A 15,029-nucleotide genomic window follows, 5' to 3' on the forward strand; every position below is an offset into this window, starting at 1 on the left:
GGTTCTGCCCTTCCGTTTTGCTTTATGTATTCAAAAATTCCTTTAACTCGCTGAGCCTTCTCTCGCCTATCGCCCTGCCGATGTTGTAGGCGTTACGCATTTTGTCGGGGTCGTGCTCGATTCTTCCGATCGGCAGCGGCTCGTCGGGACAGATCACAAACGCCCTGCCTGCCTTTTCTTCGGCGAACACGAGCCTGCGGCTGCGGTTGTAGTTTTCGTGGCGGTTCTTCATCGCCGCGAGCAGGTTAGGGTACTTTCGCAGAGAAAGCTTCATCAGCGGCATAAGCGACGCGGGCTGCTTCTCGAAATCGCGCGGCTGAGTGAGGATAACTACGTTCTTCTCAAAGCCGCCGCGTATCATAAACCTGAGCGGTATTGAGTCTGACATTCCTCCGTCGAGCAGTTTCTTTCCCTCAAGCTCAACGGGCTTTGACACGAGCGGCATGGACGCAGAGGCGCGTATCCACTCAAAGCAGGTGTCGTCAGCAAGGTCGAGGCGCTTGTAAACGGGCAGGCCGGTGACGCAGTCGGTGCAGACAACGTAAAATTCCATAGAAGAATTATTAAACGCTTCTCTGTCAAAAACATCGAGCTTGTTCGGTACTGTGTGGTAACAGAATTCCGCGCCGAAAAGGTCGCCCGTGCGGATAAGCGACCGGGTGCTGCAATAGCGTTTGTCCTTTGCGAAGCGGGTATTGTAGCGGACAGCCCTGCCGTTCTGACCCGATTTATAGTTACAGCCGAACGCCGCGCCTGCCGAAACGCCGACGAGGCAGTTAAAGCTGATTCCGTTCTCCATCATAACGTCGGTGACGCCCGCGCTGAACAGTCCGCGCATCGCGCCGCCCTCGAGAACCAAGCCTGTTTTCATAAAGACACACATCCTTCCGACATATATGGTACCACAAAATAGAATTTTTGTAAACAACAAAACCGCGCCGGTGGGCGCATTCTCCCGCCTTTGACCGGGTTGAGCTTTATCAGGGCAATCATCAACGGCGGGGTCAATCGTCTTATTATAACAAAAACCGCCCTCGAATCTCTCCGAAGGCGGCATTATTGTTATTTAATTATTTCTTTGCGGTCTTTTTGTCGTCCTTGCCGACGATGAGCTTGATGCCGATGAGGACAGCTACCATGAGAGCTGCGGAAACGCCGAGAACTACGAATACGTTCTGGACGAAGCCCGCGAGCAGATAGCCGACAGCCGCAACGCCCGCAACGGTGAGAGCGTAGGGCAGCTGGGTCGATACGTGGTTAACGTGGTCGCACTGTGCACCAGTTGAAGCCATGATAGTGGTATCGGAAATCGGTGAGCAGTGGTCGCCGCAAACCGCGCCCGCAAGACAAGCGGAGATACAGACGATAACCATTGAGGGGATAGTTCCGTCGGTGACGTTGGCGAGCTGTGACTGGAACACGCCGGTGACGATCGGAATGAGGATACCGAAGGTGCCCCACGAGGTGCCTGTCGCGAAGGAAAGTCCGAGCGCGACGACGAAGAGCAGCAGCGGAAGCAGGATCTGGATCGCGGTAGCGCTCTCAACAATGCCTCTTACGAACTCAGCGGCGCCGAGCTGGTTGGTCATTGTCTTGAGTGTCCATGCGAATACGAGGATCAGGATAGCGGGAACCATCTGCTTGAAGCCCGCTACGATGGAGCTCATGCACTCTGTGAACTTGAGCACGCGGCGAACCATGTAATAAACCATGATCACGATAAGAGCGCCGATCGAGCCGAGCGACAGACCTACGGAAGCGTCGCAGTTAGCGAATGCGTCGATGATGCTCGCGCCCTCAAAGAGACCGCCTGTGTAGAGCATTCCGACAACGCAGAAGCCGATGAGCAGAAGTACCGGAAGAATGAGGTCGATGACCTTGCCCTTTGTGTGGGTAGGCTCGTCGTCCTTGTCATATACGCTGTTGCGTGTGGTGAAGAGGTCGCCGTTGATAGCGTTGATCTCGTGGGTGCGCATGGGGCCGTAGTCTACGTTTGATACGGAAACGAAGATCACCATGATGAGAGTGAGGATCGCGTAGAGGTTGTAGGGAATCGTGCTGATGAAGAGCTGGATTCCGTTTACGCCGTCAACTGTGCCGCTGACAGCCGCCGCCCATGAGGAGATCGGAGCTATGATGCATACGGGAGCTGCGGTCGCGTCGATGATATAGGCGAGCTTTGAACGCGAGATCTTGTGCTTGTCGGTGACAGGGCGCATTACCGAGCCGACTGTCAGACAGTTGAAATAGTCGTCGACAAAAATCAGAACGCCGAGCAGGAAGGTTGCGATGCTCGCGCCGACGCGTGTGTGAATGTGCTTTGCAGCCCATTCGCCGTAGGCACGGCTGCCGCCCGCGCGGTTCATGAGCACGACTATCGCGCCGAGAACTACGAGGAAAACAAGGATACCGACGTTGTAGCTGTCGGCGATGTTGGCGATAAGACCGTCGTTTACGACCGTGGTCATCATGCCGACGAAGCCCGTGCCCATCGAAACAGCGTGGAGCACAGCGCCCGAGATGATACCGATGAAGAGTGAGGAGTAAACCTCCTTGGTGACCAGCGCGAGACCGATCGCGATGATCGGCGGCAGCAGCGACCACCATGAGCCGACCGCTACGGCTTCTTCACCGGTTCCGGTGACGGTGACCGCCTGCGTAATCGGCGCTTGGGTAAAGCAGAACACGATATAGGCGATGACTGCGCCTATGAATATCAGGTTCTTTACCAGATTCTTTTTCATTTTAATTCTCCTATGAAATTATTTTCGCCGAAACGACAATTTTCGGCAAATGAACATTAGTATTTTATCATATTAAAGCGTTAAGTGCAATAATTATTTTAATCCGAATAGATTTTTAGGAAATACGTACAACAACCCGAGTGTCAAATTGGACAGTCTGAACAGTGAAAAACGCAATACCGCACCATTTCGCAATCTCAAAAGCGGTTTTCTGTCCGCAAAGGAAGATTCAGCTTAGTTGTATTGCACAATAAAATCATAGGCGCTCCATATATTCTGCACAAAACTGTGCTATACCTCTTGACAAAACGAATAAAAAGTGAGATAGTAGATAGGTAATCGCGACCCCGATATCGTATTGGTTTCGGGGTATTTTTTCGGGCAGTCTGCTTTAGCCATTTAAATCGCAAAAAAAAAAAACGGGCTGCCGTCCTATCAAACTTAAAGGAGCATGATTATGCCAATCACAGAGTTTCTGACAAGAAACGCAACCTATTTCAAAAACGACGTCGCGCTTGTGGAGATCAACCCCGAGATCAAGAACATTCCGCATGTGACATGGCGCGAGTACTCGCTGATCGAGACCGCAAGAGGCGGAGCCTTCCGCAAGCAGCTGACATGGGGCGAGTTTGAGAAGCAGGCGAACCGCTTTGCGAATCTCCTGCTCACCAGAGGTATCAAGAAGGGCGACAAGGTCGCTATTCTCCTGATGAACTGCCTTGACTGGCTGCCGATCTACTTCGGCATTCTCAAGGCGGGCGCTGTCGCGGTTCCGCTCAACTTCCGCTACACCGCCGAGGAGATCAAGTACTGCCTCGAAAAATCCGACTCGGATATCCTCGTTTTCGGCCCCGAATTCATCGGCAGAGTCGAGGAGATCCGCGACAGGATCCCCAGACTCAAGGACTGCTTCTACGTCGGCGACGAGTGCCCGAGCTTTGCAGACAGCTACGACAAGCTGCTCAATTACTGCTCGTCACAGGCTCCCAGCGTTTATATCACCGACGAGGACGACGGAGCTATCTACTTCTCGTCGGGCACTACAGGCTTCCCGAAGGCTATCCTGCACGCTCACGCCGCGCTCGTTCACTCCGCTAAGGTCGAGCAGGCTCACCACCACCAGAAAAAGGACGACGTTTTCCTCTGCATTCCTCCCCTCTACCACACGGGCGCGAAGATGCACTGGTTCGGCAGCCTTATCTCGGGCGGCAAGGCTGTTCTGCTCAGAGGCGTTTCTCCTGAGTGGATAATCCGCACCGTCAGCGAGGAGAGATGCACTATCGTCTGGCTGCTCGTTCCGTGGGCTCAGGACATTCTCGACGCCATCGAAAGCGGCAGAGTCGACATCGACGGCTACGAGCTCAGCCAGTGGAGACTTATGCACATCGGCGCTCAGCCCGTTCCGCCCACTCTTATCAAGCGCTGGAAGGCAGTATTTCCGCACCACGCATACGACACCAACTACGGTCTCAGCGAGAGCATAGGCCCCGGCTGCGTTCACCTCGGCATGGAAAACATTAACAAGGTCGGCGCTATCGGCATCCCCGGCTACGGCTGGCAGGTAAAGATCGTCGACGAGAACCGCAATGAGGTCACCGACGGCGTAGGCGAGCTCGCGGTCAAAGGCCCCGGCGTTATGAAGTGCTACTACAAGGACGCTAAGTCCACCGACGAGGTTCTCGACGACGAGGGCTGGCTCTACACCGGCGACATGGCTGAGCGCGACGAGGACGGCTTTATCTACCTCGTGGACAGAAAGAAGGACGTTATCATCACGGGCGGCGAGAACATCTATCCCGTCCAGATCGAGGACTTCCTCCGTTCCAACGGCAGCATAAAGGACGTCGCGGTCATCGGACTGCCCGACCAGCGTCTCGGCGAGATCGCAGCCGCGATCATCGAGGTCAAGGAAGGCTTCTCGCTCTCCGAGGAGGAGGTCAACAACTTCTGTCTTGATTTGCCGCGCTACAAAAGACCGCGCAGGGTGATCTTCGCGAAGGTTCCGCGCAATCCCACCGGCAAAATCGAAAAACCCGTGCTCAGAAAAATCTACTGCGGCGAAAGCGTTGTCGCCCAGCAGAATGAGATAAATATCAAATAAGCGGAACGCAAAATCCAAACCGCTTAAAATGGGGGTATCTTAAATGGTATTGAAAATTGTAATGTTGGTTCTGTTCTTCGGCGTAATGGTCGGAGTCGGCATCTACTGCCGCAAGCACGCAACTGACGTAAACGGCTTTGTGCTCGGCGGACGAAGCGTCGGCCCGTGGCTGACGGCTTTCGCCTACGGCACATCGTATTTCTCCGCGGTAATCTTCATCGGCTACGCGGGACAGTTCGGCTGGAAGTACGGTATCGCGTCCACCTGGATCGGTATCGGCAACGCCCTTATCGGCTCGTTCCTCGCATGGGCGATCCTTGGCCGCCGCACGCGCATTATGACCCAGCACCTCAACTCCGCGACTATGCCCGAATTCTTCGGCAAGCGCTTTAACAGCAAGGGACTCAAGATCGGCGCGTCGATCATCGTATTCATCTTCCTCATTCCCTACACCGCTTCTCTCTACAACGGCCTTTCAAGACTGTTCGAGATGGCGTTCGGAATTCCCTACATCTGGTGCATCATCGCGATGTCGGTGCTCACGGGCATCTACGTTATCGCGGGCGGTTACATGGCTACCGCTATCAACGACTTTATCCAGGGTATCATCATGCTCATCGGTATCGTCGCGGTAATCGCCGCCGTTCTCAGCCAGCAGGGCGGCTTCCTTGAGGCTCTCAAGGGTCTTTCGCAGGTCACTGACGAGACCGTCAGCGATATGCCCGGCGCGTTCAACTCCTTCTTCGGCCCCGACCCGCTCAACCTGCTCGGCGTTGTTATCCTCACCTCTCTCGGCACCTGGGGTCTGCCTCAGATGGTTCAGAAGTTCTACGCCATCAAGCACGAGAAGGATATCCGCAAGGGTACCGTTATCTCGACGGGCTTCGCTATCATCGTCGCGGGCGGCTGCTACTTCCTCGGCGGCTTCGGCAGACTCTTTGACGTTGACGTTGCGGCAAACGGCTACGACGCTATCATTCCCACAATGCTCTCTACCCTGCCCGATATCCTTATCGCGGTCGTCGTAATCCTCGTGCTCTCGGCTTCGATGTCAACTCTCAGCTCGCTCGTTATCGCGTCGAGCTCAACTCTGACAATCGACCTGCTCAAGGGCAACATCATCAAGAAGATGAGCGACAAAAAGCAGGTCGTGCTTATCCGTATCTTCATTGTGGTATTCATCGCGATTTCGGCGTTCATCGCTATCTACCAGACCCAGAGCAAGAACGAGAGCGTGAAGTTCATCGCTCAGCTCATGGGCGTTTCGTGGGGTGCTCTCGCAGGCGCGTTCCTCGCTCCCTTCCTCTACGGTCTGTACTGGAAAAAAACCACAAAGCTCGCCTGTTGGGTCAGCTTTATTTTCGGCGCGGGCGTTATGGTGCTCAACCTCTTCTTCCGCTCCTTCTTCCCCGTTATTCTCCAGTCGCCCATCAACTGCGGCGCGTTCACTATGATCGCGGGTCTTATAATTGTTCCGCTCGTCAGCTTCATTTCACCCAAGCCCGACAAGCAGCTCGTTGACGACGCGTTCGCCTGCTACGAGAAGCGCGTTCCCGCCGCTCAGAAGAGGTCGCTCGACTGATGAAAAAGCCTTTGAAGCGTATGATTCACCTGCTGAACCATACGGGAACGATGAAAATCTTCTTCGCATACCTTATCGTGCTCTGCATAGGCGCGGTGCTGACGTGGATTTTTGAGCCGCAGGTTCAGTCCCTCTGGGACGGCTTCTGGTTCTGCTTCGTGGCGTCGACCACGATCGGCTTCGGCGATATCACCGCCGTCACAGTGATAGGAAGGCTCGTTGTGATTTTTGTCACCATCTGCGGTATCCTCACCGTAGCTATGGTGCCGGGCGTAGTCGTCGCGTACTACACCGAGTACCTCAAAACCCGTGAGAGAGATACGGTTTCGACCTTCCTCGAGAAGCTCGAGAACCTACCTGAGCTGAACAAACAGGAGCTTAAGGAAATCTCGGAGCGCGTCAGGGAATTCAAAAAAAGGCATAAAAAATGATAAAGGCGCCGGCGGTCAAATCCGTCGGCGTTTTTTGTTGAAATCGGGCGTGGTTTGTGATAGAATATTTTCATACAGGAGGGCGCTATGAAATCCGCAAGAAACAAGACTATCGATATCAGCGTTGACGAGGGCAGAGAGTACCTCGGGCGCTGCGTGACCGTCCGCGAAAAGGCAGCGGCTGATGAAATACTGGACAGGACTATACTCGGCGATACCTTTGAGGTTTTGCCGCTGCTGCCCAAGAGCTTTGCCGACCTGATAATCGCCGACCCGCCGTACAATCTCACAAAGGACTTTCACGGCAGCACCTTCCGCGAGACGACCGCCGACAGCTACCTTGAGTACACCGAGAGGTGGCTGAGCCTGCTCGAGCCGATTCTGAAGGACAACGGCAGCATGTACGTCTGCTGCGACTGGAAATCGAGCATCGTCATAGGTCAGGCGCTCGCTAAGCGCTTTCACATTCAGAACCGGATTACCTGGCAGCGCGAAAAAGGCAGAGGAGCCATGCGCAACTGGAAAAACAGCATGGAGGACATCTGGTTCGTTACGAAATCAAAGGACTACACCTTCAACCCCGACGCGGTAAAAATCCGCCGCAGGGTCATTGCGCCGTACAGGGTGGCAGGCAAGCCAAAGGACTGGGAGGAAACCGCCGAGGGCAACTTCCGCAACACGGGCGCTTCTAACTTCTGGGACGATATCTCGGTTCCGTACTGGTCGATGCCCGAGAACACCGCTCACCCGACTCAGAAGCCCGAAAAGCTGCTCGCAAAGCTGATTCTCGCCTCATCAAACGAGGGCGATACCGTATTCGACCCGTTCCTCGGCTCAGGCTCAACCTCGGTGACAGCCAAAAAGCTCGGACGGCACTACTCGGGCATCGAGCAAAATCCGCAGTACTGCGTGTGGGCGGAAAAACGCCTATGCGACGCGGAAACAAACAAGTCAATCCAAGGCTTTGAGGACGGCGTTTTCTGGGAAAGAAACGCAAAAATCCGTTAACGGAGGATAGCTATGCTGAAAAACAACTCAAAAATCGCGCTGATTCCCGCGTACAACCCCGATCAAAAAATCACGGGCGTTGTCAGGGGCTTAAAGAACAGCGGCTTCACCGTAATTATTGTAAACGACGGCAGCGACCCTGAATTCGACTATCTCTTTGACAAGTCGAACGGCGCCGACGAGGTTATCGCCCACGAGGAAAACAGGGGCAAGGGTATCGCGCTGAAAACAGGACTTCGCTGGATTTACAAGAACTGCACGCCGCCCTACACCGTGGTCACCGTCGACGCGGACGGTCAGCACCTTACCTCGGACGCGCTGAGGGTTTCAAGCGCCGCGAAAAGATGTCCGTCGACGCTTATAATAGGAAGCCGCAGACTTAAACACGATGCGCCGTTTCGCAGCAAGAGCGGAAACCTCATCACTCGTGTTTTTCTGAACACACTCACGCCCGTGAGGATCTATGACACGCAGAGCGGACTGCGCGGCTTTACACACGACCTGATCCCCGTGCTGACCAAAATCGAGGGCAGCCGTTATGAATATGAGATGCAGATGCTGATCGACGTTGACAGAGAGGGGATCCCGATAAAGGAGGTTCCGATCGAGGCGGTTTACATCGGCGACAACGGCACCTCGCACTTCCGCACGGTCTACGACTCGAGGCGGCTGTATAAGGTCATCTTCAAAAACGCGGGCAGAAGAAAGAAAAAGCGGAGGTAAGCGCGCGTTTACCTCCGTTGTTTTTTGGGTGCAGCCGAGACTTTACACACCTCAAAAACCCGCATAAAATCTATGTAAAGAGATACTTTCTTTACTTTTTTGAAGAATAATATTATACTGGTGCCAACAACTAAGGGAGGTGAGCCTATGGGATGGCTTCTTATTCCGTTAATCATCATTATCGTAATCATCGGCGTCGCGTTCGTGAGGAACCGCAACGAGCAGTTCAGGTTCGGCTCGGGACTCTTCAAAAACAGCGAATACAACCTTGACGATCAGGACGAATTCGTCGACAAGGAATACTACGACAAAGACGGTCTTTTGAAATGAGGCGTCAGACATGAACTTCGGACAAAATCTTCAACAACACAGAAAAGATAAGGGCCTCTCTCAGGAGGCGCTCGCAAATCAGCTATTCGTGACACGTCAGAGTGTAAGCCAGTGGGAAAACGACAGGACTATGCCCTCGGTCGATCTGCTCCTCAAGCTCAGCGATATTTTCGGCACCACGGTGGACGCTCTGCTCGGCAAGCCCGAAACGGAGAGCATTCCGCAGCCGATATCCTCGGTTAATATTCTTACAAAGAAAAAAGATATCCGTGCTGCAATGCGCTCTGTCAGGAATCCTGCGGCAACGGTTCTGATTTCGGTCGCGCTGCTTTTGGGCTTTCTCTGCGGCATGATGCTGTTCTTCAAATACAATATATATAACACTCGCTACGCTCTCGAGCACTCGACATGGGATTTTATTTACCGCTACGGCATAGCGGCTCTGCTCTGTCTTTTGGTGGGAATAACGCTTATGGTCATCGGAATTATCCTCACGAAAAAAGCAGCGGGCTTCGGCACAAATCACCCCTGCTCGCTGAGGTTCTTCTATGACCACCTCGAGATCGAGGAGGAAAATGCCGAGCCGCTGAGCCTGTTCTACGCGAATATCCGCTCGATCACCGAGACCGACGCGTATTTTATCCTTAAAATGCAGAACAAGTCGCGGCTGTGCGTTGACAAGAGAGAAGTCGAAAGCGTCGAGGAGCTTTCAAAGCTGCTCAAATCCACACCCCACTACCGCGACCGCAGGCTGTGCAAAACTCATCAGACAGGCGGCAAAAGGCTCGTTATCCTGCGTATCGCGAGGGACTTCCTCTTTGTGTCAGCGTTTTTCACACTGCCGGCGTCGCCTATCATCTTCGGCTGGCTCAACACCTTTATCACCGAAAACCAGCCGCTGAGAGTCTTTCTCTTCCTGCTGCCGATTCTGTGGGCAGCGGCTGTGGCTGCCGCGGGAATCGTGCTCGTGATAAGGCACGTCAAGGCGCTGCGGCTGATCATTGCGGGAGGTACGGCGATTATCGTCTGCGCGGTATTCTCTTTCATTATAAACAACGCGAACGTGCTGTACGACCTTCAAAACGAACGTATCACCTCGGAGAGCTTCACAGATTACATGGAGGCTCACGGAATGACGGTTGATAACACAATAAAGGGCAGAGAGGAGCTTTACATCACCTCGTGCCTGACAGCGCACCCCGAAAACAACGCCTTCAGCATCATACTCATGGAGTTTGACGAGTTTACTCAGGAAAAAGGTCTGTTCTCGGCGCTCGAGACATTCGGCGATCTTAAAAACAAGATCTGCTCAACTCCGCGGCGGACAACGCGCTACACCTCGCAGGATTTCTCGTTCAACACCTTCTACACCGAAACGACAGGCGACAGAATCGCCTATGTTTCGCTCAACGAATACACGGTGATCTATTTCGAAGTGCCGATTGAGAAGGAAGCGCAGCTCAGAGAATTGCTTAAGGACTGGGAATTACAGCTGCCATATTAAAAAAACGGAGGGCGAAAGCTCTCCGTTTTTCATATTATATCATGCCTTCCGGAAGCTCAAGCTCCTTTTCCTCAACACGCTTCATTTCCCTCTTGTTGAACGCATCGTAAATCAGCGGAATGACAAAGAGCGTCATGAACGTCGCGTAGAGCAGTCCGCCGATACATACTATCGCGAGCGGCTGCATCATCTCAGCGCCCGTTCCGATGCCGAGAGCCATTACCGACAAGCCTAGAACCGTAGTCAAAGCCGTAATGAATATCGGGCGCATACGCGTCTTGCCTGCCTCGACGATCGCCTCTACCCTTTCCTTGCCGCCGAGCCGCAGGACGTTGATGTAGTCGACGAGAACTATGCCGTTGTTGACAATGATGCCGCAAAGCGTTACGAAGCCTATCATCGAGATTACGCTGACGTCGAAGCCCGTGACGAGAAGTCCGAGGAAGCCGCCCGTGAACGCAAGCGGGATCGTGAACATGATGATGAACGGTGACTTGAGACTCTGGAACTGCGCAACCATGATGAGATAAATCATCACAACGCCGAGCAAGAGCATGAGCGAGAGCTGCTGCATGGCTTCCATCGTCATCTTGTCGGAGCCGTCGTACTCGACCGTGCAGCCCGCGGGCAGGTCGTAGGAATCCATCATCGAGCGCACGTCGTTTGTCGCGGAGGTCAGGCTGTAACCATCTGCGACCGTGCCCGAGATAATCAGGTTGCGCTTCTGGTCGGTGCGGCGAATCATGTCGAGCGTCTCCGCTTCATCGATATCCGCCACAGACGAGAGCGAGGTCTTTTTCTCCTTGCCCTCGGAATCCGTATAGGTGAGGTCAATGCTGCCGACTGTGTCTGAGGTCGTCTTGTTCGAATCGTCCTTGACGATCACAACGTCGATATTCTTTCCGTCCTCGCCGCGCAGTGTGACGGAGGTCTTTTCCTCTGAGACAGCCGCCGCGACCTGCTGGAACACCTGAGCGACGGTCAGACCCTTTGCCGCAGCCTTCGCTCTGTCAACAGTGACCTTGATTTCGGGAGAAGTCGCGCCCATGCCGCTGTCGGACTCCGAAACGCTGTCGAGCTCCTCCATATTAGCCGCGATATCCTTCGCCGCCTCCTGCATTTTTGGCAGGTCGTCGCCGATAAGCCTGAGCTGGACGCTGCCGTCGCCTAGCATTGAGGACATCGAGGTCGTCGAGCCGCCCATTGTTATCTCGCCGATTCCGTCAAGCTCCTCCTCGAGCTTCTTCGAGATCTCGGCTCCCTTCTTTGTCGCGTCGGACTTGAGCACGCCGTAGGCGGTGATGCTGCCAGCGTCGCCCGAGGAACCGCCGAAAGACATTCCCATCAGCGACATCGAGCCGCCGACGGTAACGCCGACTGTCTCGAACTCGTCGTATTTGAGCATAGCCTCGTTAACCTTCTCCGCAGCCTCGACGGTCTCGTCAAAGGTCGCGTTGTCCGAGAGCGTTACGCTCACCGAGACCTCGGTGCCGCTCATCTCGGGCATGAAGCTGAAGCCGCGGGAGAATACCGCGAGTCCGCTGCCGAAGAGCAGCGCGATTACCACTATGATTGAAACGGCCTTGTGGCGCAGCACGAACCGCAGGCTGCGCTCGTAGGTGCGAAGCATCCTTCCCTCGCCCTGCTTTGTGTCGCGGATTTTGCGGAGCATCCGCTGGCTCATCGCAGGCACCAAGGTCAGCGCGATGATAAGGCTTGCGATCAGCGAATAGCCGATAGTGAGCGCCATGTCGACAAAGAGCTGGCGCGTGAGTCCCTGTACAAAGACGATCGGGACGAAAACGCAGATCGTGGTCAGTGTCGAGGCGGCTATCGCGCCCGCGACCTGACGCGCTCCGTTCACCGCCGCAGCGGGTGCAGATATTCCCTTTGAGCGCAGGCGGTAGATATTCTCGATTACGACGACCGAGTTGTCGACGAGCATTCCGACGCCTATCGCGAGTCCCGAGAGCGAGATCATGTTGAGCGAAATGCCGCTGATATACATCATGACTATCGCGAAAATCACGCTGACGGGTATCGAGCACGCGACGATAACCGTGGGCTTTATGTCGCGCAGGAACAGGAACAGTATGATTATCGCCAAGACCGCGCCCATCAGCAGGTTCTGGAGCACGCTGCCGATGATGACTGCTATGTAGTCGCCCTGGCTGTAGAGATTTCTGAATTTCAGTCCGTCGTACTTTTCCTCGAGCTCGCGCATCTCGGCGTTGAGGTTGTTGCAGACGGTCGAGGTCGCGATGTTGCTTTGCTTCGAGAAACTGAGTATAACGCCGTCGTTGCCGTCGATTTTGGCGTAGATCTCGTCGGAGTTGTCGCTTATGAAAACGTCGGCAACGTCGCTGAGCCTGACAACGCCGACGCTGTCGATTTTCGTGTCAAAGAGCACAAGGTCGCTGAGAGCCTGTTCCGAACGAACCTCGTCGCCGACGCGTACAAGATACCTGCCGCCGTTGTCGTCGCTGACATAGCCCGCAGGCATCGAAAAGCTCTGAGCCATCAGAATACCCGACACGTTGTCGAGCGTGACCTTGCCGTCCATATCAGCCGCGTCCGCAGCGGTTTTCTTTTGCTCTGAAATCTGCTCGAGCGAGGAGTCAAGCTCCTTCTGTGCCGCGTCGAGCTGTGCCGCAGCCGCGGTCACCTCGGTCTGCTTCGCGGTCAGCGCCGCAACTGCCGAGGACATCTGGAAGTCCGCGTTCGACTGCTGCTGACTTATCGTCGCGAGCGCCTGGCTGACGGTCAGAGTCTGGTCGTCAAGTCCCGAAATCGCCGCGTCTATCTGTTCAATGCCCGAGTTAATCTGCGCGATTTGCTCGCTGAGGCTGTTTATCGTATTATCGATTGAGTCAAAGTCCGTTCCGAGGTCGCGCAGCTTTTGGTTGAGCTCCCCGATAGAGGAATCCGCCTGCGCCAGAGCCGCATTCGCAGCCGCAATAGCAGCCGCCAGCCCTTCCTTCTTTATACCGTACGGCTCGAGCTCCCTGTCGATTTTCTCTAGCTCGTCATTGAGCTCCTGCCGCCTTTCGGGGGTCGTCTCGGGGCTTAAAAGCTCCTCGAGCGCCGAGATGTAGCGGTCGTTGAGCTTCGTCAGCGCGTCTATGCGGTCGCTCAGCTCGGCTTTTGTTTTGAGCAGGTCGTTGTAGCCCGCCTTTATCGTGAGCAGAGCGTTGGAGCTGAGTTCGAGCACCTGCTTTGTCTGCGCAAGAGAAGCCTTCTGATCGAGCAGCTCCATCTTCGCGGAGAGCATCTTTGTCTTGCCGTCGTCCGCCTGAGTCTGAGCGTCCGCGAGCTGTTCGCCGAGCTGCGCCTGCTGGTTCGAAATCTCGTCGAGTGAGGACGAGATAACTCCCGCGCCGTCCTCGGCGGCGGCGACATTCTTGTCGAGCTCGGAACGCGCTTCCTTGATTTTATCCTCCGCGTCGGCAAACTTGCTGTCGAGCGCGGCGGTTATTTTTTTGTTCAGCTTATCGAGCTTCTTCTGCGAGAGCACAATGTTCTCGCGCTCGGTGAGCAAGCCCTTCTTTGACACGGATGCAACGCCGTCAACGCCCTCGAGCTTGTTGATCAGCTCGTCGCTGACGAATGACGAGATCTCGCCCCTGTCCTTGCCCTCATAGTCCACCGCCGTCATCGCGACGGGCAGCATATTCGGGTTGAGCTTGATGAGATACGGCGTGCCTATCGTGTCGCTCCACGCGTCGGCTACGGCGTCGATCGACGTACGCATATCCACCGTCGCGGTGTTCATGTCGGTGCCGTCGTTGAACTCGATTATAAGGAGCGAATAGTTCTCAGCCGACTGCGAGGTCAGCTGCTTTACGCCGTCGACTATTGCGAGCGACTGCTCAAGCGGCTTTGTCACTTCCTTTTCGACGGTTTCGGGAGTCTGACCGGCATATGTGGTCAGTACCATCGCGTAGGGCAAGTCCATGTTCGGCAGCAAATCGGGCGTCATCCGCGTGAAAGCCACAACGCCGAGCACGATCACCATTATCACCGCAACGAATATCGTCATCGGTTTTTTTACACTGAATTTTGAAATCATATACTCTCCTGTTTGATGATGTCGGCAAGCGTGCCATTCGAAAGCCTGAGCAGATCCCCGGGCGCAAGGTCGATCTGATAGCCGATTTTGCCCGCGCTGACGATGATGCGGTCAATACTGCCCGCGCTCTCGTGGAAAACCGTTGGATAAGGCTTCTTCATGCACAGCGGCGAACAGCCGCCGCGCACATATCCCGTGACCTTTGTGATGTCCCTGACGTGAATCATCTCGACGCTCTTCTCACCCACGCTGCGAGCGCATTTCTTGAGGTCAAGCTCCTTTTCGACGGGCACGACGAACACGAAGTATCCGCCGCTGTGTCCCTTTGTCACCAGAGTCTTGAACACGCAGGCGGGATCCTGCCCCAAAAGGGACGCTACCGTCACGCCGTCGACCGCTTCCTTGCCGTGCGGGTACTCGTGGGCGATATAATCCACACCCTCGCGCTCGAGCAGGCGCATGACGTTGGTTTTTATCTCTTTTTTCATATGTTTACCTTCCATACATTTCGGTTTGGTTTTATTTTATTATGTTTGG

The 15,029-nt window shown here is 54.7% G+C and carries 11 protein-coding genes; 7 read left to right on the top strand and 4 right to left on the bottom strand.

Annotation, left to right across the window (positions count from 1 at the left end; genetic code table 11):
* Positions 1 to 22: 22 nt before the first annotated feature.
* Positions 23 to 871, bottom strand: coding sequence for a patatin-like phospholipase family protein (locus AB1I49_RS08785; RefSeq protein WP_186834329.1), 849 nt, complete (start codon positions 869 to 871; stop codon positions 23 to 25).
* 199 nt (positions 872 to 1,070) lie between these two features.
* Positions 1,071 to 2,744 (bottom strand): Na+/H+ antiporter NhaC family protein, encoded by a 1,674-nt coding sequence (locus tag AB1I49_RS08790; RefSeq protein ID WP_316609542.1) that lies wholly within the window; start codon positions 2,742 to 2,744, stop codon positions 1,071 to 1,073.
* Between the two features lie 457 nt (positions 2,745 to 3,201).
* Here AB1I49_RS08790 and AB1I49_RS08795 point away from each other — a divergent pair, with 457 nt between their 5' ends.
* The 7 genes from AB1I49_RS08795 (at position 3,202) to AB1I49_RS08825 (ending at position 10,423) form a co-directional block, all read left to right on the top strand.
* A complete protein-coding gene (locus AB1I49_RS08795) occupies positions 3,202 to 4,845 on the top strand; it encodes a class I adenylate-forming enzyme family protein (RefSeq protein WP_316609327.1) in 1,644 nt (547 codons plus the stop codon).
* 43 nt (positions 4,846 to 4,888) lie between these two features.
* The gene (locus AB1I49_RS08800; protein ID WP_407720754.1) at positions 4,889 to 6,427 is read left to right on the top strand and encodes a sodium:solute symporter family protein; all 1,539 of its coding nucleotides are present in this window, start codon (positions 4,889 to 4,891) and stop codon (positions 6,425 to 6,427) included.
* The gene (locus AB1I49_RS08805) at positions 6,427 to 6,858 is read left to right on the top strand and encodes a potassium channel family protein (protein WP_316609277.1); all 432 of its coding nucleotides are present in this window, start codon (positions 6,427 to 6,429) and stop codon (positions 6,856 to 6,858) included. The genes AB1I49_RS08800 and AB1I49_RS08805 overlap by 1 nt, the downstream gene beginning before the upstream one ends.
* A gap of 87 nt (positions 6,859 to 6,945) precedes the next feature.
* A complete protein-coding gene (locus AB1I49_RS08810) occupies positions 6,946 to 7,866 on the top strand; it encodes a DNA-methyltransferase (RefSeq protein ID WP_316609278.1) in 921 nt (306 codons plus the stop codon).
* 12 nt (positions 7,867 to 7,878) lie between these two features.
* The gene (locus AB1I49_RS08815; RefSeq protein WP_316609279.1) at positions 7,879 to 8,589 is read left to right on the top strand and encodes a glycosyltransferase family 2 protein; all 711 of its coding nucleotides are present in this window, start codon (positions 7,879 to 7,881) and stop codon (positions 8,587 to 8,589) included.
* Positions 8,590 to 8,736: 147 nt separating this feature from the next.
* Positions 8,737 to 8,919: a hypothetical protein gene (locus AB1I49_RS08820; RefSeq protein WP_316609281.1), complete on the top strand. Its 183-nt coding sequence runs from the start codon at positions 8,737 to 8,739 to the stop codon at positions 8,917 to 8,919.
* Positions 8,920 to 8,929: 10 nt separating this feature from the next.
* Entirely contained in the window at positions 8,930 to 10,423 is a 1,494-nt protein-coding gene (locus tag AB1I49_RS08825) for a helix-turn-helix domain-containing protein (protein WP_407720755.1), read from the top strand.
* 34 nt (positions 10,424 to 10,457) lie between these two features.
* Here the strand turns inward: AB1I49_RS08825 and AB1I49_RS08830 are convergent, their stop codons facing one another.
* Both AB1I49_RS08830 and ybaK read right to left on the bottom strand, forming a co-directional pair.
* The gene (locus AB1I49_RS08830; protein WP_407720756.1) at positions 10,458 to 14,492 is read right to left on the bottom strand and encodes an efflux RND transporter permease subunit; all 4,035 of its coding nucleotides are present in this window, start codon (positions 14,490 to 14,492) and stop codon (positions 10,458 to 10,460) included.
* Positions 14,489 to 14,980 (bottom strand): Cys-tRNA(Pro) deacylase, encoded by a 492-nt coding sequence (ybaK, locus tag AB1I49_RS08835; RefSeq protein WP_316609284.1) that lies wholly within the window; start codon positions 14,978 to 14,980, stop codon positions 14,489 to 14,491. The genes AB1I49_RS08830 and ybaK overlap by 4 nt, the downstream gene beginning before the upstream one ends.
* Between the last annotated feature and the right edge of the window lie 49 nt (positions 14,981 to 15,029).

The sequence above is a fragment of the Ruminococcus sp. NATIVEDY160 genome, assembly GCF_045819885.1.
GTDB lineage: Bacteria > Bacillota > Clostridia > Oscillospirales > Acutalibacteraceae > Ruminococcoides.

Coding starts and splice junctions, on each gene's coding strand:
- AB1I49_RS08785 (WP_186834329.1), bottom strand. CDS start 871: ATGAAAACAGGCTTGGTTCTCGAGGGCGGCGCGATGCGCGGACTGTTC.
- AB1I49_RS08790 (WP_316609542.1), bottom strand. CDS start 2,744: ATGAAAAAGAATCTGGTAAAGAACCTGATATTCATAGGCGCAGTCATC.
- AB1I49_RS08795 (WP_316609327.1), top strand. CDS start 3,202: ATGCCAATCACAGAGTTTCTGACAAGAAACGCAACCTATTTCAAAAAC.
- AB1I49_RS08800 (WP_407720754.1), top strand. CDS start 4,889: ATGGTATTGAAAATTGTAATGTTGGTTCTGTTCTTCGGCGTAATGGTC.
- AB1I49_RS08805 (WP_316609277.1), top strand. CDS start 6,427: ATGAAAAAGCCTTTGAAGCGTATGATTCACCTGCTGAACCATACGGGA.
- AB1I49_RS08810 (WP_316609278.1), top strand. CDS start 6,946: ATGAAATCCGCAAGAAACAAGACTATCGATATCAGCGTTGACGAGGGC.
- AB1I49_RS08815 (WP_316609279.1), top strand. CDS start 7,879: ATGCTGAAAAACAACTCAAAAATCGCGCTGATTCCCGCGTACAACCCC.
- AB1I49_RS08820 (WP_316609281.1), top strand. CDS start 8,737: ATGGGATGGCTTCTTATTCCGTTAATCATCATTATCGTAATCATCGGC.
- AB1I49_RS08825 (WP_407720755.1), top strand. CDS start 8,930: ATGAACTTCGGACAAAATCTTCAACAACACAGAAAAGATAAGGGCCTC.
- AB1I49_RS08830 (WP_407720756.1), bottom strand. CDS start 14,492: ATGATTTCAAAATTCAGTGTAAAAAAACCGATGACGATATTCGTTGCG.
- ybaK (WP_316609284.1), bottom strand. CDS start 14,980: ATGAAAAAAGAGATAAAAACCAACGTCATGCGCCTGCTCGAGCGCGAG.